16 protein-coding genes are annotated in these 17,609 nt (G+C 52.5%); 12 read left to right on the top strand and 4 right to left on the bottom strand.

The features are described 5' to 3' along the window. The first annotated feature begins 24 nt into the window (after nt 1-24). On the top strand, nt 25-510 hold the full coding sequence (locus tag JUE30_RS00080; protein ID WP_125757394.1) for an NUDIX hydrolase: 486 nt from the start codon (nt 25-27) through the stop codon (nt 508-510). 75 nt (nt 511-585) lie between these two features. On the opposite strand, the gene JUE30_RS00075 is transcribed toward JUE30_RS00080, so the two are convergent. Next, nucleotides 586-1,710, bottom strand: coding sequence for an NADH-dependent flavin oxidoreductase (locus JUE30_RS00075; RefSeq protein ID WP_125757392.1), 1,125 nt, complete (start codon nt 1,708-1,710; stop codon nt 586-588). Nucleotides 1,711-2,045: 335 nt separating this feature from the next. Here JUE30_RS00075 and JUE30_RS00070 point away from each other — a divergent pair, with 335 nt between their 5' ends. The 7 genes from JUE30_RS00070 (at nt 2,046) to JUE30_RS00040 (ending at nt 10,219) form a co-directional block, all read left to right on the top strand. Further along, the gene (locus JUE30_RS00070; RefSeq protein WP_203623103.1) at nt 2,046-2,570 is read left to right on the top strand and encodes a glycoside hydrolase family 88 protein; all 525 of its coding nucleotides are present in this window, start codon (nt 2,046-2,048) and stop codon (nt 2,568-2,570) included. 25 nt (nt 2,571-2,595) lie between these two features. Continuing rightward, the gene (locus JUE30_RS00065) at nt 2,596-3,144 is read left to right on the top strand and encodes a glycoside hydrolase family 88 protein (protein ID WP_239061330.1); all 549 of its coding nucleotides are present in this window, start codon (nt 2,596-2,598) and stop codon (nt 3,142-3,144) included. Nucleotides 3,145-3,162: 18 nt separating this feature from the next. Continuing rightward, nucleotides 3,163-4,035 (top strand): AraC family transcriptional regulator, encoded by an 873-nt coding sequence (locus JUE30_RS00060; protein ID WP_308439830.1) that lies wholly within the window; start codon nt 3,163-3,165, stop codon nt 4,033-4,035. A 2-nt stretch (nt 4,036-4,037) separates the two neighbouring features. Further along, nucleotides 4,038-5,405 (top strand): PTS sugar transporter subunit IIC, encoded by a 1,368-nt coding sequence (locus tag JUE30_RS00055; RefSeq protein ID WP_125757387.1) that lies wholly within the window; start codon nt 4,038-4,040, stop codon nt 5,403-5,405. Nucleotides 5,406-5,441: 36 nt separating this feature from the next. Beyond that, nucleotides 5,442-7,337, top strand: coding sequence for a heparinase II/III family protein (locus JUE30_RS00050; protein ID WP_203623101.1), 1,896 nt, complete (start codon nt 5,442-5,444; stop codon nt 7,335-7,337). Nucleotides 7,338-7,507: 170 nt separating this feature from the next. Continuing rightward, nucleotides 7,508-8,356, top strand: coding sequence for a sugar phosphate isomerase/epimerase (locus JUE30_RS00045; protein ID WP_203623100.1), 849 nt, complete (start codon nt 7,508-7,510; stop codon nt 8,354-8,356). A gap of 75 nt (nt 8,357-8,431) precedes the next feature. Further along, complete coding sequence (locus JUE30_RS00040; protein ID WP_203623099.1) at nt 8,432-10,219, top strand: glycoside hydrolase family 2 protein; 1,788 nt, start codon at nt 8,432-8,434, stop codon at nt 10,217-10,219. Nucleotides 10,220-10,292: 73 nt separating this feature from the next. On the opposite strand, the gene JUE30_RS00035 is transcribed toward JUE30_RS00040, so the two are convergent. Both JUE30_RS00035 and JUE30_RS00030 read right to left on the bottom strand, forming a co-directional pair. Then, complete coding sequence (locus tag JUE30_RS00035) at nt 10,293-10,760, bottom strand: hypothetical protein (protein WP_203623098.1); 468 nt, start codon at nt 10,758-10,760, stop codon at nt 10,293-10,295. Nucleotides 10,761-10,831: 71 nt separating this feature from the next. Beyond that, a complete protein-coding gene (locus tag JUE30_RS00030) occupies nt 10,832-11,224 on the bottom strand; it encodes a hypothetical protein (RefSeq protein WP_203623097.1) in 393 nt (130 codons plus the stop codon). Between the two features lie 323 nt (nt 11,225-11,547). Between JUE30_RS00030 and JUE30_RS00025 the strand changes: the two genes are divergently transcribed. Continuing rightward, the gene (locus JUE30_RS00025) at nt 11,548-12,216 is read left to right on the top strand and encodes a hypothetical protein (protein ID WP_203623096.1); all 669 of its coding nucleotides are present in this window, start codon (nt 11,548-11,550) and stop codon (nt 12,214-12,216) included. A 228-nt stretch (nt 12,217-12,444) separates the two neighbouring features. Further along, the gene (gene yaaA, locus JUE30_RS00020) at nt 12,445-13,197 is read left to right on the top strand and encodes a peroxide stress protein YaaA (RefSeq protein WP_203623095.1); all 753 of its coding nucleotides are present in this window, start codon (nt 12,445-12,447) and stop codon (nt 13,195-13,197) included. A 52-nt stretch (nt 13,198-13,249) separates the two neighbouring features. Here yaaA and JUE30_RS00015 read toward each other — a convergent pair whose 3' ends face one another. Beyond that, nucleotides 13,250-13,873 carry a PASTA domain-containing protein gene (locus tag JUE30_RS00015; protein WP_203623094.1) on the bottom strand — a complete coding sequence of 208 codons (624 nt, stop codon included), beginning with the start codon at nt 13,871-13,873 and terminating at the stop codon, nt 13,250-13,252. A 187-nt stretch (nt 13,874-14,060) separates the two neighbouring features. Between JUE30_RS00015 and JUE30_RS00010 the strand changes: the two genes are divergently transcribed. Both JUE30_RS00010 and JUE30_RS00005 read left to right on the top strand, forming a co-directional pair. Next, nucleotides 14,061-16,235, top strand: coding sequence for a Tex family protein (locus tag JUE30_RS00010; protein ID WP_203623093.1), 2,175 nt, complete (start codon nt 14,061-14,063; stop codon nt 16,233-16,235). Between the two features lie 124 nt (nt 16,236-16,359). Beyond that, nucleotides 16,360-17,379 (top strand): LLM class flavin-dependent oxidoreductase, encoded by a 1,020-nt coding sequence (locus JUE30_RS00005; RefSeq protein WP_203623092.1) that lies wholly within the window; start codon nt 16,360-16,362, stop codon nt 17,377-17,379. Nucleotides 17,380-17,609 lie beyond the last annotated feature (230 nt).

Raw genomic sequence — 17,609 nt, 5'->3', positions numbered from 1 at the left:
TTTAATCATAGAAGGCAAAAGGGGGTGTTGATCATCGGTTATGTCGAAGATTTGCGGCGCCTGGTCGGGCATCGCCGCGTGCTCTTGAACGGCTGCTGTGCAGTGTTGGTGAATGACGACGGGGCGCTGCTGATGCAGCAGCGCAACGAGCCGGCGCGGCGCTGGGGCTTGCCTGGTGGGCTGATGGAACTGGGCGAGTCGACGAAAGCCACGGTGGTGCGTGAAGTCGCAGAGGAAAGCGGCCTCCGGCTGGATCCGGACCAGCTGCACCTGCTCAACGTCTACTCCGGTGAGGGCACGAGTGTGGCGGCCAACGGCGATCAGTTTGATATCGTGAACACGGCTTATTACGCCGAGCATATCTGCGGTACACCGCGCGTCAACGATGCTGAGTCGCTCCAGTACTGCTGGGTGCCGTTTTCGCTATTGCCCGACAATGTGCCCAGGACCCACCAGCATGCAATTCGCGATTATTTGGCTTTGAAAGCAAAGCAGGCGGACAAAGGCTAGCCGGTCACGCGAACGAAAAACAGCGGCGCCACTCAGACTTGTTGCCTGAGTGGCGCCGCTGTTTTTTGCCTAAGCTCAGTTTGCTCCGGTCACGTGCATGTCCGCGTGCATGTTGACCGTTAAGAAGTGCCAAAGCGCCGGTGTGATGCCAAGCTCTTCCAGATCCGCCAGTGAAACGGTGTAGCGAATTGCCGCTTCGTCGCCTGACGCGGCTTTTTGGACCCAGTGCGGCTCACGCAGCATCTCACGGCCAATCGCCACAAAATCAATGCCCGCGGCCATGACCTTTTCCGCATCTGCAGGCGTTTCGACGCTGCCGACACTGATCAGTGGCAAGCGGCCCGCAACCTGGTGCTGGATTTTCAAGATGACCGGCTCGGTATCGGCGTGGTCATTCAGCGAGGTCTGGAATGCGTGCCCTTGAGAAATGTGCAGGTAGTCGATGGGTTGATCAGCTAGCGTGTCAATGAACTTGAGCGTGTCTGGCAGCCGGATCCCCGGGGTTTCAATTTCCTCTGGCGAGATGCGGTAACCGACCAGAAATGGCCGGTCGGCTTCCGCTGCGACTTGGTGGACCCGCTTAATGATCGCCAAGGCGAAGCGCTCGCGGTTTTCCAGGCTGCCGCCCCACTGGTCAGTACGCCGATTGCTGTGCGGGGAGAAGAACTGTTGCATGAGATAGGTGTTTGCCCCGTGCAGTTCAACGCCGTCGAACCCGGCCTCAAGCGCACGCCGGGCGGCCTGGCCAAAGTCCTCGATCAAAGCAGTAATCTCATCTTCCGTGAGGGCGCGAGGAGTTTCAGCCCCTTGGCGCAATGACGGTACGGCACTGGCGGACACGGGCTGCTCGCCGCGCAGAATTTTTGAATTGGTCATTCGGCCGGCGTGAAAAATCTGCAAGATGGCTTTGGTGCCGTTTTGCTTCATCGCACTGGCCATTTTGGTCAGGCCGGGCAGGTAGCGATCATCGGCGACCGAGAGCTCGCCTTCAAAACCCTTGCCGCTTTCGGCCACATTTGCGACAGGGGAGATGAACATGCCAGCGCCGCCGCTGTGCAGTTTAAAATACCGCAGCTCATCGGTGGTGACAGAGCCTTCCTCGAATGCCGAGGTCTCGGTCATCGGCGGGATCACCACGCGGTTTTTCACCGTGATCCCGTTTTTGAATGTGTAAGGCTTGAGAAAATTATAGCTGGCCATTTTATTCCTTCTTTCCTTTTCTGTCAGCAGATCTAAGCGCATTTTATGAGTTTTAACCGTGATCAGTATAATGCGCTATTAAGCCACTGGTAAGCTGCTTGCCAAAAATTCCGTGACATTCATCAACAGGAATTGGCCGGTGGATTTAAATAAACTGACCATACCTATTCTTGCATTCTATTATCAATCAGCAGACCAGCCGACTCTAAGAGGTGCGCGAAAACGTTGTCGAATATCATAAATGTTCAAAATAAGAATGACGATTTCTGCACATATTGTGTTTCATAAAGACAATTATCTCTAGCTATACTTTATGCTGAAGGGAGGTTAAGATATTGACATTAAAGGATTTATCAGACTTTTCTACCAAAGAGGACGCTATTGCGGCTTTGTTTAATCACCTGATTAATTTGAAGGATGATTCTGGACAATTCACTTTTGAGACAGATGCACGAAAGGTGGATGACAAGAGCTGGAATTCCTGGAATTGGCCACAGGGGGTCGCTCTCTACGGCTTGTTCAGGTATTACGAATTGAGCCATAAACCTAAAGTACTGGACGCAATCGATCAGTGGTATGACGTTAATCTTAAACAGCCAATTCCTGCATCCGATCTAAATGTTAATGGCATGATTCCGACGCTCACATTGGCTACACTGTTTGATCATTTTGATACCCGAATCAGCAATCTCGCTGATTATCTGACGCAATGGGCAGAATGGGCCATTCACTCACTGCATCGTACGGACTATCGAGGATTTGAACATGATACGTTCGGCAACTTCAATGACCAGCAGCTTTGGGATGACACATTGATGATGGCTGTATTGCCATTGGCCAAAATTTGGGGTGGTGCTTGATCGTCCAGATTATGTCCAAGAGGCAATGCAGCAAATCCTTGTTCACAGCAAGTTTCTGATGGACAGTGAAACAGGACTCTGGTATCACAGCTGGAACTTCTCCAGTTCGCCGCATTCTGCAAAAGTGTACTGGGGTCGGGGTAATGCTTGGATCACAATAGCGATACCGGAGTTGATTGCGATTCTAGGTCAGCAGATGCCGGATGCAATTAAAAACTACGCAGTGAGCGTGCTGAAAGGCCAGATCAATGCATTGCTGCCCTTACAGGCTGAAAGTGGTATGTGGCGCACGGTCCTGGATGATCCGACCGCATATGAGGAAACGTCTGCTACTGCAGGCTTTACATACGGCTTTAAGCGGGCAAAGCAGTTGGGTCTCATTCAGGGGGCCACCGTGGATCGAGCCATCACGAGAGGACAACAAGCCTTGTTAAATCAGGTCTCACCTTCAGGTCACTTGGCCAATGTTTCCTCAGGAACGCCAGTCGGGCCAGACAACGCGTTCTATAAACAGATTCCAGTCACGGATATGCCGTACGGGCAGGCCTTGGCAATCTTGGCTTTAGCAATTTAGTGATTAATTTGAGAGGGGCTGTCACCAATCGAAGATTTTGCAAAATTACCAAAGGCTGATATCTCGATTACCCATAGTAATGGTGATCCACTTCGAATGTCGGTTCCTCACTATCATGATGGCTTTGAGCTTCACACGGTGATTCATGGCAAAGTGACCTACTTACTTGATTCTAAGGTCATTCATGGTGGCGATGGCACGATCACATTGATTCCGCCAAACTTTGTGCACCAGCTCATGGTGCACGATGAAACGACCTATGAGCGATTCTTTGTCTATTTTCGGTTACCCATTTTACGGGGATTCATTGAGATGGCCCCAAACGCTTTTGGCCCATTGCTGGGCACGTTGCAAAACGGCCCGTTTTCGGTGCGACTGTCTGGTCGCAAAATGGATAAGTTTGTCGATTTGCTGAGCGATTTGAATGCACTAGTGCACCGCTCGTCTGTCAACTGGCAGGGAATGCGTGAGCGCATGCTGCTTGTTGAACTGCTCATTTTAATGTCTGACCACTATGTGTCACATCAGAAGAGCAGTAATCGGTTAACAGAACAATACAGCGAGAATTTTAAAGCCATGACTGGTTATTTACGCGATCACGCTGCCGAATCGCTGACGCTTGACCGCATAAGCGATCATTTTTACACGAGTGGAGCGACAATCAACCGGACGTTCAAACGCGAAATCGACATGACCCCGAAACAATACCTGACGTATGTCAGAATCAACGCGTCATTACCATATATTGAGGCAGGAGAGCCAATCAAAATGGTGGCTAATCGCGTCGGTTATAAAAATGAATCGAGCTTTATTCGCACCTTTAGTTCACTTAAGGCGATGACGCCGAAGCAATACTTTAAACGAGTTAGTCGGAAGGAAAGAGAGATGTAACTATGGAACAAGCAAAAGAATCTTGGTGGCGTAGATTTGCCGACAGCTTCGTCAAGTTCTCAGTCAAGCTTGGACAAGAAGTCCATTTGATGTCCTTACGCGATGCCTTCGGGACTGAAATGCCAATTTTCATTACTACAGGGATCGCGACCTTGCTTAATTCTGTTGTATTTCCGTTTATCATCAAAGACCCTAAAATTTTGACTTATTTTCAAAACTTTGGGTCTGCGGTCATCAACGGGTCACTGAATGTGATCACTGTGCTGTTGGCGCCAACTGTTGGCTATTTTCTCGCTAAGAACAAGAAATTCGATAATGCCATTTTCTGTGCCATTATGTCTTTAAGTAACCTGTTTGTGATCATGGCATTGAAGTATTCGGTAACCCCAGACAATGCGACTAAACCAGTTAGTGTGACCGGAGTGCTGCCATACACTGTACTTGGCGCGAACAGCATGTTTGCAGCCATCTTCGTGGGTTTGGTATCGACTGAATTACTGATACGGTTCTCCAAGGTCAAAAATTTCCAAATCAAGATGCCTGCCAGCGTTCCGCCAGCCGTGATGAATGGGTTTAAGATGATGATTCCGTCCATCTTGGTCACAACGATTTTCGGGATTTTGGCTGCCCTGACGGTTGGACTGCTTCACACCGATTTCATTAGTTTGATTGCGACTTTGATTCAGCAGCCCTTCAAGCGCATCGGGTCCAATCTCTTTGGTTATATGTTTATCTACAGTTGTGGTGATCTCTTGTTCTTTTTCGGTATTCATCAGTCGGTCTTAAATGGGACACTCTTGGGGCCACTTGAGACGATGAACATTACCGAAAATATGAAAGCGTTTGCGGCCCATCAGCCAATTCCTAATATTATTTCTGGTGAGTTTCGGATGGCATACATGCAGATGGGCGGCACTGGCATGACGCTTTGCCTGCTTATGGCACTGTTCCTTTTTAAAAAGCAAATTGATTACAAACCGTTCGACACAGTTGCAAAGCTCTCCCTTGGCCCTGGATTGTTCATGATCAATGAGCCAATTATCTTTGGCTTGCCGATTGTGTTCAACATTCCAATGCTCTTCCCATTCATCCTGGTTCCACTTGTCGGGGGACTGATCGGCTACTTTGCCACGATTATTCACTTTGTTGAGCCACTTGCGATTATGACGCCTTGGTTTACACCCCCGTTTGTCAGTGGCTTCCTATCCAGTGGTGGTGATTGGAAAGTCGTTGTCGTTCAGGTGATTATCTTCATTGTTGGGACGTTCCTGTATTATCCTTTCCTGAAACTTGCGGCGCGGACTTTGAAGAAACAAGCAGAGCTTTCCCCAGAGCCTGTCGACACTGCGGCATCCGATGAAGCAAAGTAAAGTGTTATCAACTAGATACGAATGAGAGGGACGCTATTGTTAACATCCAATCAAGTTAAAACGTTGAGCCGTGACGTTGATCCGTTTATTGCCAGCTGGCACGATGATGTCAGTCATCTTGCCGGTTGGCGGCATAACTATTTCTGTCAAGATGATGGGGCGCTGCTGACGTTTGATCCGGCCAGCCCGCATCGCCATGTATGCCCAGAGTGTGGAAGAGTTTATGAATCAGTCGCGACCGATAATGCGTGGGTAACCATCTTTCGGAATCTTACCTTGGACCACCTGCGGCAGGCGATGTTTCTATATCAAGCCACTGCAACACCCAAGTATTTGGATTTTTGCAAGCGGGTGTTGAACTTCTACGCGTCGCATTACAGTCAGTTTCCAATCCATGTCAAAGATGTCGTGGTGGATTATCAGCCGTATGAATCTTTGCGTGCTGAAGCTAAGCCGGATGATCCTGTCGTGATGTTTGATAATTGGGCACTGGATGATGGCAAGGTTGAGGTTGTCGGCCCTGGCAAAATTATGGGTCAAGGGCTCTCAGAGGCCATTGCACTGATCAAATTGGCTTTCGTTTTCCAGAATCTCCGTGACCACTTTGATCAAAGCGAGGCCCAACTCATAGTTGATCAGCTTTTCCTGCCGGCAAGGGATTTTCTGGACCAGCAGCAGTTCGCCATTCACAACATTACGTTGTGGCGAGAGGCTGCGATCCAGGTGCTCAATATTGTCTGCGGGCAGCCAGTGGACTTTGAGCGGCGGCTTGGGATTTATGACCATTTAACTAAGGGTGTCACCAATGCAGGACTATGGTATGAGGGTTCAATGCACTATCACTTCTACGTGCTGGAGGCATTGACGGATCTTGCGTACTTCTGCACTCAGGGTGAGATTGAGGCACCGAAGTTGCGCGACGGAATCGAGCAGATGTTGAGTGTGCCTTGCCAGTTGGCGTTTGCAAATGGCGATTTGCCAAACCCTAACGATGGTTGGCCGAACATTAACCTGTTGACTTATGTCCAGCAGTACGAGATGGCAGCTTTGGCCTATCCGAAAGACGAGCAGATCCAAGCCTTGTATGCGATGGTTTTGAACAGTAGCAAGAGCAGGGTCCCAGTGCCTTTGGAGCAGGATCGTTACTTTGGCAAGCACAGTATTATTGGACAGGCCTATAATTTGTTCCCATCGCATGTGTCGTATGAACCACGTCATCAAAATCAACTGTTAGATGGGTCTAAGCTTGCAGTGTTGGCCGCAGGCGACTGGCAAGCCTTCATCAAGTATGGGTGCTTGACGCTTTCTCACGCACACTATGACCCACTTAACTTTGAGCTTGCTTTCGGTAATCATCATTTGGTCAAGGACCTATCGAATGCAGGCTATGGCAGCGGCCTGAATGAACGTTGGTACAACACCACGCTTGGTCACAATTCACTCATAATCAATGGGGCGCTTAACAACAATCGGTCTTATCATGCTGAAGTTACTCAAATCTTAAATGGCTACAAGGCGGTTAGCGCTGATGCTTTCCCAGACAGCGTGATCGAACGGCAATTCACGCTGACAGTGCATGGCTTAGTGATTCGCAACAAGGCAGTCGCACCAGCAAACGGTCAGACGGCGCTGGTTCAACATCTTGAAATCGGAATGGACAAAATGGCGACTCAGGCGAAGCTGTCTGCAATTCCTCTTTCTGGGGTTGCTGAGTTTGCGCTTGATCGTAGTTTCGTCAAAAAGGCGTACCAAGTTGCAACTACTAATCACCAGGCTCTGTTCCAGTTCCCTGAGTTTCAGTTCACATTGAGCTGGGAAAATGAAGCTAAGTTGTATCTCTTGGTCTCGGTGGGCAATCCAGTTGAGCAACCGCGGCTTTCGTGGCTTCTTTGCAGTGGTGATCATCTCAACGCCACGATCAAAATCGGTTAATGGAGTGGGGACTACTGGATAGTCCCCACTTTGTTTGGCCAGTCAGTAAAAAAAGAAACCGATGCGCCGTGATTAAGATTAAAGACTCACCCGGCCAGCATCGTTTCAGCCCTTGTTACACGACGGAGAGTCATGTTTGGGGGTGATTAAGTGAGGAGGAATCAGGTAGTATGCGAACGGATATTGCGGTTCGGGGACATGATCTTGCCTATTATGATGACATCACGGCGCTCAGTAGCGCAATGCGGCAACGCGGGTTGCACTCTCTGGCTTTTTCACCGGCCAAGTCGTTGCCCCAAACAACGCATGAAGGGGATCTGGTCAGCTTCGGTCTGGGGGCGTTTGTTCGTCGCGCACTGGCAGATTCTGAAGTTGAGATTGCGACACTGAGTTGCTACGTCAATATGGTGGCCCAAGACTTGACTGAACAGGATAAGACAAACGGACGATTGGCCAGATATCTGCAAATTGCACCTGCATTTGGAACCAGAATCGTGGCAACTGAAACAGGTAGTGTGAGCCCTACTTATGCAGTGACGTCAGCTAATTATGAGGACAAAGTTTTTGAGACTTTGGTGCGGCAGGTCCGGCGCCTACTGAAAGTCGCACACGCGTCAGGTACTTTTCTTGCCCTGGAACCTGGCATCAGTAATCCGCTGTATTCATTGGGCCGGGTGAAGGAGCTGGTTCAGGCTGTCAATGATGACGCTAACTTAAAATTGATCATCGACCCCGTCAATTTGTTACAAACCGCGGCTGACTCTGAATCTGCTATTTTAGATGCTGCTTTTTCTCAGTTTGCAGACCGAATCGTGGCGGTTCATCTGAAGGATTACCGCTGGCATAGTGATCGGAACCATAAAATAGAAACAGTGGTTCCTGGTCAAGGCCAGGGTAATGTTCCCGAGATGTTAAGGCTTGCTGACAAGGCACAGCCGTTTGGCATCAAGTGCCTGGACGAGTTGCCAGACGGGATGCTTGATCGAGCCCTCGCTTTGCCTTGGATTAAAAATGTGTAGACCAAGGCCGGTGCTCCTAGGTAGCAGTAGCATATAATGAGAAGCACAGTTAATAAGAATTAGAGGAGACTGAAAATGAGCAGAGAAGACTATCCGCGGCCAGACCTGGTCCGCAAGCAATGGCAAAACTTGAACGGCAAATGGGCGTTTGCGTTTGATGACGCGCGCCAGGGCCTGAGTCTGGGCTGGCAGCGCGGTGAGGGTGACATGAACCAAACCATCAATGTGCCGTTTGCTTACCAAGCCAAGCTGAGCGGCATTGGTGATCGCACCCCGCATGATCATGTCTGGTATCGGCGCCACTTTACAGTCGACCATGGCGAAGACGAACGCGTGCTCTTGCATTTTGGTGCGGTGGACTATGCGGCATCAGTTTTTGTCAACGGTCAGATGGTCATTCAGCACGAAGGCGGGGAGACGCCGTTTCAAGTTGATGTGACGGCTTACCTGACTGGCGGCCAGAATTTGCTGGCCGTGCTTGCCGACGACCCGCATGCGGACGAGACGATCCCGCGGGGCAAACAGACGTGGGAGGAGCGGCCGCGTTCGATCTGGTACACTAATACGACGGGCATCTGGCAGACTGTGTGGCTGGAGGTCGTGCCGGCGACGTATCTGACGGGCGTGCGCTTCACACCGCAGTATGACCAAGGGGCAGTGACAATCGATGCGGCTTTAAATCAGCTGCCTGAGCAGGCGGCGATTGAGTACCGGATCACGTTTAAGGGCGAGTTGGTGGCAGAAGGCCGCGTGACTGCGACCGCGCGGCACATGCAGTGGGGCGTTGACCTGCTTCAAAATCACATTTTTCGCTCGAATTTCCACTGGGCCGGGTGGAGCTGGACGCCGGAGCACCCGAACCTGTTTGAGGTTGCGCTCACAGTGGGGAAGGATAGCGTGGCGAGTTATTTTGGCTTGCGCAAGCTGAGCACAGCTCATGGCATGGTGTATCTCAACAACCGCCCGTATTACCAAAAGCTGGTGCTGGATCAGGGTTACTGGCCAGACGGAGGGTTGACCGCGCCGACTGATGAGGCGTTCAAAAAAGATATTATGCTGGCGAAGGCCATGGGGTTTAACGGCTGTCGTAAACACCAAAAAGTCGAGGATCCGCGCTTTTTATACTGGGCTGACCACTTGGGCTATCTGGTGTGGGGCGAGTGTGCCTCGGCACCAGTCTTCAACCATGACGCGGTGCGGCGCTCAATGCACGAATGGGATGAGATTATCGCGCGCGATTACAATCACCCCAGCATCGCCGTGTGGACCCCTCTGAACGAGAGCTGGGGCGTGCCAAATATTCAGTTCGATCGCCAGCAGCAGCACTTCGCCCAGGCGCTGTATCATGAGATTCACAGTCTGGACCAGACCCGCCTGGTCAGCGGCAATGACGGCTGGAGTCAGGTCGAGACGGATCTTTGCACCATTCACGACTACGGCCACGGTGAAGATGACGAACCCGAAGCGCAGGATGCGTTCAGACAACGGTTGGCGACGCCAGACAATCTGCTTGCCGCCATGCCAAGTGATAAGCGGATTTTCGCCGACGGGTTCAGCTGGCAGGGGCAACCGATGCTGCTGACCGAATGCGGTGGCGTCAGCTTCGAGCCAGGGGATGCTGGCGGCTGGGGTTACACCGTCGTAAGTTCACCGCAAGCTTACTTGAAGGCGCTCGAGCGCATCGTCAGCGCGATTTACGCATCACCAGTGCTGTGGGGCTTTTGTTACACCCAGCTCACCGATGTGGAGCAGGAGATGAACGGGCTGCTGACCTTTGACCGCGCCCCGAAGGTTGCGGCGGCCGAGATTAAAAAAATTCTGGATGCGTATCACCCAGAATCAGTTGTGTCACCTGCCAAGTAACTCGATTACATGGCCAAAATCAGCCCGCAAGCGCACAAAATTGTGTGCCTGCGGGCTGATTTGCGCTGGTGCCTTAGCCTCGAAAAATGGGTTTCTGGTATTTTTCAAACCAGCCGCTGGCCAGACTGCGCTCTGCGGCAAACACTAATCGACGGCTCGGATCGGCCTTGACCGACCAGTTTGCCTTGACCGACCAGTTTGCCTTGGCAAACTGGTCCCGAACGGCATTGGCGCCGGCTGTTGTCTTGGTTACAACGATGTACATTTTGGTGCCGTGGTCGTTTTGGAACGCGGCCGCGCTGGTGATGTCGCTGCCGTATTGGGTTTTCAGTTCCGTCAGTGCTGAGCCGGTCAAAGTCTGCTTATTGACAACGGGCAAACCGCGCGCCTCAACGTCGGCGAGATGACTGGCGGCGGTGCGTGGTGCTTGTTGGCTTGTTTCGGCGTTGTTCTGGCCACTTGACCGGCCGACCCCACAGGCGCTCAAGAAGGTGAAGGGGATCAAGGCCAGGAGGACAATTTTGGCTGCGTGCATTTTCATCAAATCAACTCCTGCTCAATCGTTATCTTCATGATAGCAAGCTGGTGGCAAGGTGGCCTCGGCCCCAAGGCTTATCTTCCCTGAAGGACGCCAAAAAGTACGACGTAGCCGGCAAAGTCGCCGATGCGCTTGCGATTAGTTGCCGGATCGCCGAGTTCAGCCAGCCAGTTCGCGCTGTCGTAGTGGTTTATCGTGAAGCGATTCAAGGCGCTCAGAGTCGCGATAAAGCTGTTGTGATTGCTGGTGCGTTTGGTGTCGATTGCGGCACGCTGCTCGTGGGTCTGCTCGTTCCAGTTCACGCGGATCGGGACATAAGCTAGCGCCGCGTCAATCACATCTTGCCAGAGCTCATGAAAGTCATTGTCGGTTTTTGCCTGGTCAAAAGGAAGCTGACTGTAAATCTCATAGGCTTGGTCCATGGACAAGGCATCCGGCCGCTTCAGGTAGTTTTGTAGGTCAAACATGTTAACGCCTCCTAATTTCTATTAACTCCATCATACCTGTTTAGTTGTCCCCCGGGAGCCGATTATCGCAATAAATATGATTTTGTACTATCAGGTAGCGTTTTACGTCAGCCCGTTGCAATCTTTTTCAGGTAAGAATAAGATAATGCTTGTATACAAAAGAAATTTAACATTGGTTGGCCAACCAGAGAATGAGAGTTTTGATTATTCCAATTTGCATATTAGTAATAAATGCGGAGCGGTGTGACAAAAAGTTTTCTGGTTGACCTTTTTATGTGTGAAATTGAGGTACTAGTGATGACTGATGGTGGAGGAGAAAATCGATGAAAAAGCGTTCGTTTAGTTGGGTGCTAATATTGGCAACGGTGCTGGCAATCGGGGCGACAGGTTGCGGTCAGAATTCAGCGGCCAAGTCGAGTCAGACCGCCTCTAGCCGATCGGCAAAGAAAGCGTCGGCCAAGAAAGCCGCGGCCGAAAAAGCGGCCAAGAAAAAAGCTGCCAAGAAGAAGGCGGCAGAAAAGGCCAAGTTAGCAGCGTCGAAGTCGTCGTCCGAAGCGGCTTCCTCGTCGGCGGCCGCTTCATCATCAGCCGCAGCCAGTTCTTCAGCCGCGGCAGCCAGTTCTTCTGCAGCCGCGGCAGCAACACCAGCCGCGTTGGCGGCGCAGCTGACACCAGAGGACTGGGCGGTGCTTGAGTATTATGGCAGCTGGGGATTACCTGACCACCCCGTATCCGCACCATCGATTGCGGAAGAGGGCCAGTTTGCCACCAATGGTGTGCTTGAGTACCAAAACGGGGTGATCCGAATCTCAGATGGCGCCGATTCAGATGGCTACATCGATAATATTACTGCGACCTCAATTCGAATGTCACGGGATGGCATTACAAGCAATGATGACAAATCTTTTTGGGTTGGAATGTATATTCACACCCCCCAAGACATCAAAAATATCAAAGAATTGCGGGCATTATTGGTGAAAAACGGACAGTAATTGTGTTTGAGGCGATGATCACTGTCGACACAGGTCGCATGATTTCGCTTGCCTACCAGTGTGAAGGTGATGTAGTGAGCCTGCCCGTTGCGACACGCCCTTTTACCTTCCTGCCCAGTTTATGGTGCATTCTCCGTGCGGCGCAAATGTGAAAACTAGTCACGCGTTGGGTATAATGCAAACAGAAATGATGACAGGCGGCAGTCTGCCGGAAAAGAGGGACCCTCAATGCAGCTGATCATTGCGCCGGCAAAGAAGATGCAAGTAGACCAAGAAAGTTTCAAGACGACTGCGTGGCCGCGGTACCTCGACCAGGCCCAGGCGCTGTTGGCGGCGTTGCAGCGCTTGAGCTATGACCAGGCCAAGGCGCTGTGGCGGTGTAGCGACCAGCTGGCCAAGCCTAATTACACATGGCTAAAGCACATGGATCTGCGACGGGCAGTCACGCCGGCGGTCATGAGTTACGTTGGCATTCAGTATCAAAGTATGGCCCCGGGCTTGTTGACGGAGGCCGGACTCAGGTACCTGAGTGAACATCTGCGGATTTTGTCAGGCTTTTACGGTGTTCTGCGCCCGTTCGACGCCATTGTGCCGTACCGGTTGGAGCTAGGCAGCGGATTTGCGGTTGGTCGGGCCACCAATCTCTACGAATTCTGGGGCGACCGGCTTTACCAGGCGCTGGACTGGCGAGCGCCGGTGGTGAACTTGGCGTCGAATGAGTATGCGAAGGCGATCACGCCGTACCTCAAGTCGACCGATCGACTGGTGACGGTGGTTTTTGGCACGCTCAAGGACGGTAAGATCAAAACGCGCGCCACGTACGCCAAGCAGGCGCGCGGCGCAATGGTCCGCTATGCGGCCGAGCACCAGGTCGACACACCCGCGGCACTCACGCAATTTGATGATCCTCGCTACAGCTATGCCTCAGCTTATTCAACGCCAAAGCGTCTGGTCTTCCTGAGTCGTGAGATGCACCGTTAATTTCCGACCGGATAAAAAAAAGACCCGTGCCGTAAAGCACGAGCCCGAAAAGTTATTGGGGATTGCCCGGCTCATCATCCTGGCCAGTTTGTGAATTGGCTGATGGTGGGGTCGGGCGCTTTTTTGATTTGCGGCGTGGCAGCTTGCCTGCCATCGCAGCTGGAATCGCCGCCGCTGCGCGGGTTACGGTGTGCAGTTGCGCTTGCCGTGCAGCCTGCTTGTTCGCCTTGGCTTCAGCCTTGGCAGCCTGACGGGTGGCGATCATCTGGCGACTGGTTTCAATCGTTTCTTCCGTCGCGTAATAGGCACGAACAAAGGCATTGGGGGCGACTTTCGTATTCGCCTTGGGGGTCGTTTCGAGAATCACATTTGGCTGGCGAGTTGCCAGTTTTGGGGCTGGGGTCGCCATGATCAGGGCGTACTGCAGGTGGTAAAAGTCCAGGACACGTTTGGCCTCCTCTAGCGGCAGGTCGACCAGCGCCGGCATTTTGAAATCATCCTTGTGTTTTTCCATGTGGGCGTCGACCACCTTGGCGCCTTCATCAACCACGCTCGGTGCCACTTTGGCGATGGCGTCGGCGACGCTGCCAACGCCAGAAATAAGTTTGTCTGCGACGTTGAAGGTTTTCCCTGCCAGCTTCTTCAGACCACCGGTGCTGCTTTTACTGTTCGTCATTTGCGCGTTCTCCTTTGGCAATCAATCTACTACCCTAAATATAACAGGTTGAGGATAGACATGCCTAGCTGATCCGCGTTGCGAATCACTTGCATTGCGGATGGGCGGGCCGGCTTGTATGATGAATGGACAGCTAGTGTTATTTCGACACCAGGACATCTTTCACAAAAATCGTGAGGTAAAACTATTGATAGATAAGCAAACCGTTCAGATTGTCCAGCAAGGCGTGTCCGGTATCTCGGCACACCAGGTCAGCGCCGTCTTAAACTTAATGGCGGATGGCAACACGGTGCCGTTCATTGCGCGCTACCGCAAGGAAATGACTGGCAGCTTGGACGAGGTCCAGATTCAGGCGGTTGAGGAAGCTTACAAGCGGGCGGTCGCCTTGCAGGATCGCAAAACCACCGTGCTCAAAAGTATCGAAGAAGCGGGCAGGCTGACCCCGCAACTGACCAAAAAAATTCAGGAGGCCAAGAAGCTCCAAGACGTTGAGGACCTTTACTTGCCATACAAGCAAAAGCGCGAAACGAAAGCGACCATCGCCAAAAAGCGCGGGCTTGAGCCGCTGGCCCGCTGGATTTTAACTTTTCCGACAGGGTCCTTGGATTCGCGGGCTCGCCGTTACCTCAATCCGGCCAAGGAGCTGAAAACTGAAACCGACGTACTGGCCGGGGCCCACGAAATCTTGGCCGAGCGGTTCAGCGAAAAGGCCTCAGTCCGCAATTGGGTGCGCGATTACACCAAGCGCACGGGCGAAATGACCGCAACGGTCAAGACCAAGGGTAAGGCCATCGACGAAAAAGGTGTCTACCAGCATTACTATGATTTCACCGAAAAAGTTTCGCGCATGACAGCGACCCGGACGTTGGCGCTCAACCGCGGGGAAAAGGAAAAGGTCCTGACCGTGAAAATCAAGGTCGACCAAGGCGCGGTGATGCGGTTCATGCACAACCGCTGGATCGGGTCGCAACCGGATAGTTTTGCAACAGCGTTTGTTGAAGAAGCTTATGAAGATGCGTATAAGCGGTTCATCGGTCCAGCCATCGAGCGCGAGGTGCGCGCCGAGCTGACCGACACCGCCGCGGCAAAGTCGGTCAAGGTCTTCGGTCAGAACCTTTACAACTTGCTGATGCAGGCGCCAATTAAAGGCAAGGTCGTCCTGGGCTTTGACCCGGCGTATCGCACCGGTTGCAAGCTTGCCGTGGTCGACGAGAACGGCAAGCTGCTGGCCACGGCGGTGATCTATCCGCACAAGCCGGCGCCTGCCGCCAAGCGTCAGGCAGCGGCCCGCGACTTCAAGACGCTGCTGGAAAAATATCAGGTGACCATGATTGCCATTGGCAATGGCACCGCCAGTCGCGAGTCCGAGCAATTTGTTGCGCAGGTGATCAAGCAGCTGCCCCGCGAGATTTTTTACGTCATCGTCAACGAGGCGGGGGCGTCTGTCTATTCGGCCAGTCAAGAGGCGCGCGATGAGTTTCCCGACCTGCATGTTGAGCAGCGCAGTGCCATCAGTATCGCGCGCCGTCTGCAGGATCCCTTGGCCGAGCTGGTCAAGATCGATCCGGAGGCGATTGGGGTGGGTCAGTACCAGCACGACCTGCCGGCCAAGGCAATGGCCAGCGAGGTCGACGCGGTGGTGGAGCGGGCCGTTAACCAGGTCGGCGTCAACCTCAACACCGCCAGTTATCAGCTGCTTGCCCGCATCTCTGGACTGTCCAAGACCATTGCGCAAAACATCGTGACCTATCGCGACGAACATGGCCGCTACCTCAGCCGCACTGAGCTGAAAAAGGTGCCGCGGCTCGGCCCGAAAGCATATGAGCAGGCCGTGGGATTTCTGCGCATCATCGGCGGCAAGCAGCCGCTCGACAACACCGACATTCATCCGGAAAGTTATCCGGTCGCCAAGAAAATGCTCGCTGCTGCTAGCGTGAAGCCTGGTGAGCTGGGGACGCCTGCAGCGGGTGAGAAACTCAAGGCGCTTGACCTGACGGCTTTTGTTTCCAAAGCCGCTGGTGCTGCCACTGTCAAAGATATCGTTGCCAGTCTTCAAAGCCCCGGCCGCGATTTGCGCGACAGCATGCCGGCGCCGCTTTTGCGCAGTGATGTGCTAACGCTGGAAGATTTGCAGCCTGGGATGAAGCTGCAGGGCACGGTGCGCAATGTGGTCGATTTTGGCGCGTTTGTCGACATCGGCGTGAAGCACGACGGCCTGGTCCACTTGTCCCGCATGGGGCCAAAGTTTGTGCGCGACCCCAATACCGTGGTTGCGGTTGGCGATATCGTTGATGTGTGGATCGAAAAGGTGGACTTGCAGCGTGAACGTATTGCGCTGAGTATGGTGGCGCCGAGAGTTTGAACAGAGGCAGACTGGTAAAATGGTCTGCCTTTTTGACACAAAAATAAATTAAAAAACACTTGTAATTAGTAAGTAAAGAGACTATATTGCATTTGTTCGAAAGAAAGCAAAGGAGGCAATTAAGATGAAGAATATTGGATTCTTGAGTTTCGGCTTCTGGCAAAAGAACAATTCAGTGGTCAAAACCGCTCAGCAGAGCTATGAGGAGTCCGTTCAATTGGCGGTCGAAGCTGAAAAGCTGGGGATCGATGGCGCCTGGTTTCGGGTGCACCATTTCGCCTATCAGATCGGTACGCCGTATCCGCTGATGGCCGCCATCGCCGCGAAGACTTCAAAAATCGAAATCGGGACTGGCCTGGTGGACATGCGTTACGAAAATCCCTTCATGATGGCCGAAAACGTCATGTCAACGGATGTGCTGGCGCAAAATCGGGTCCAGCTTGGCGTTGGCCGTGGTTCACCGGAGCAGGTCAAAGATGGCTGGCAGTACTTCGGGTACGACTACACTGAAGAGGAGATCAAGGACATCGCGCGGGCCCGGGCACTTAAGTTTCTCGACCTTTTAAAGGGTGAGCGCTTCGCCGAGCCAAACGCCCAGCCAATGTTCCCGCAGGAGCCTGGGTTACGGCGGCTCGAACCATTTTCGCCAACATTGCAGCACCGCATCTGGTGGGGCGCCGGCAGCCAGGCCACCGCGATCTGGGCGGCTGAGCATGGCATGAACTTGATGTCCTCGACGCTAGTGAACTACGAGTCTAACGAGCCGTTCCATGTTCAGCAGGCCAAGCAGCTGCGCGCTTTCAAGGACGCCTGGAAGAAAGCAGGACATGATTTTGAGCCGCGGACGCTGGTTACCCGCTCGATCATGCCAATTGTGAGTGACCTGGATCGTCAACTGTTCGCAGAAGGCACGCAGACCCAAGATGAGGTCGGTTACTTGGCTTACCACCAGAACCCGACGATTTTCGGCAAAATGTTTGTCGGCGAGCCCGACCAGTTGATCAAAGAATTGGGTGAAGACGAAGCGATTCAAGAGGCAGATACCATCCTGATCACCGTGCCGTCGACGCTCGGTGTTGATTACAATGTCCACCTGTTGAAGACCATCATGACCGATATTGCGCCAGCCCTCGGTTGGAAATAGCAACACGCCAAAGCGCGAGTGATCGCGCTTTGATTTTGGTCAAAAATATTTTGCGCATTTTTATTGACAGCGGTTACATAACGAGCTATTATGATTTCGGATGATGGGAGGGCGAGGTAGGAACAACCTTGTCAGAGTTACCCGGAAACTCCCTGGCGATCCGACCTGCACTTTAGGGTTGACCAGGCATGCTGAGCCTTCAGATCTGTTAGGCTATGAAGACTGCGTTA

Origin of the sequence: Lacticaseibacillus sp. 866-1 (assembly GCF_016861825.1) — a bacterium.
GTDB lineage: Bacteria > Bacillota > Bacilli > Lactobacillales > Lactobacillaceae > Lacticaseibacillus.
Note: the sequence above shows the minus strand (reverse complement) of the source record. Positions and strands in the feature narration are given on the sequence as shown.

What these genes read in the sequence shown, in the direction of transcription:
- JUE30_RS00005 (WP_203623092.1), top strand. Translation starts at nt 16,360, where the DNA reads ATGAAGAATATTGGATTCTTGAGTTTCGGCTTCTGGCAAAAGAACAAT.
- JUE30_RS00065 (WP_239061330.1), top strand. Translation starts at nt 2,596, where the DNA reads ATGCAGCAAATCCTTGTTCACAGCAAGTTTCTGATGGACAGTGAAACA.
- JUE30_RS00015 (WP_203623094.1), bottom strand. Translation starts at nt 13,873, where the DNA reads ATGACGAACAGTAAAAGCAGCACCGGTGGTCTGAAGAAGCTGGCAGGG.
- JUE30_RS00025 (WP_203623096.1), top strand. Translation starts at nt 11,548, where the DNA reads ATGAAAAAGCGTTCGTTTAGTTGGGTGCTAATATTGGCAACGGTGCTG.
- yaaA (WP_203623095.1), top strand. Translation starts at nt 12,445, where the DNA reads ATGCAGCTGATCATTGCGCCGGCAAAGAAGATGCAAGTAGACCAAGAA.
- JUE30_RS00075 (WP_125757392.1), bottom strand. Translation starts at nt 1,710, where the DNA reads ATGGCCAGCTATAATTTTCTCAAGCCTTACACATTCAAAAACGGGATC.
- JUE30_RS00040 (WP_203623099.1), top strand. Translation starts at nt 8,432, where the DNA reads ATGAGCAGAGAAGACTATCCGCGGCCAGACCTGGTCCGCAAGCAATGG.
- JUE30_RS00045 (WP_203623100.1), top strand. Translation starts at nt 7,508, where the DNA reads ATGCGAACGGATATTGCGGTTCGGGGACATGATCTTGCCTATTATGAT.
- JUE30_RS00030 (WP_203623097.1), bottom strand. Translation starts at nt 11,224, where the DNA reads ATGTTTGACCTACAAAACTACCTGAAGCGGCCGGATGCCTTGTCCATG.
- JUE30_RS00035 (WP_203623098.1), bottom strand. Translation starts at nt 10,760, where the DNA reads ATGAAAATGCACGCAGCCAAAATTGTCCTCCTGGCCTTGATCCCCTTC.
- JUE30_RS00055 (WP_125757387.1), top strand. Translation starts at nt 4,038, where the DNA reads ATGGAACAAGCAAAAGAATCTTGGTGGCGTAGATTTGCCGACAGCTTC.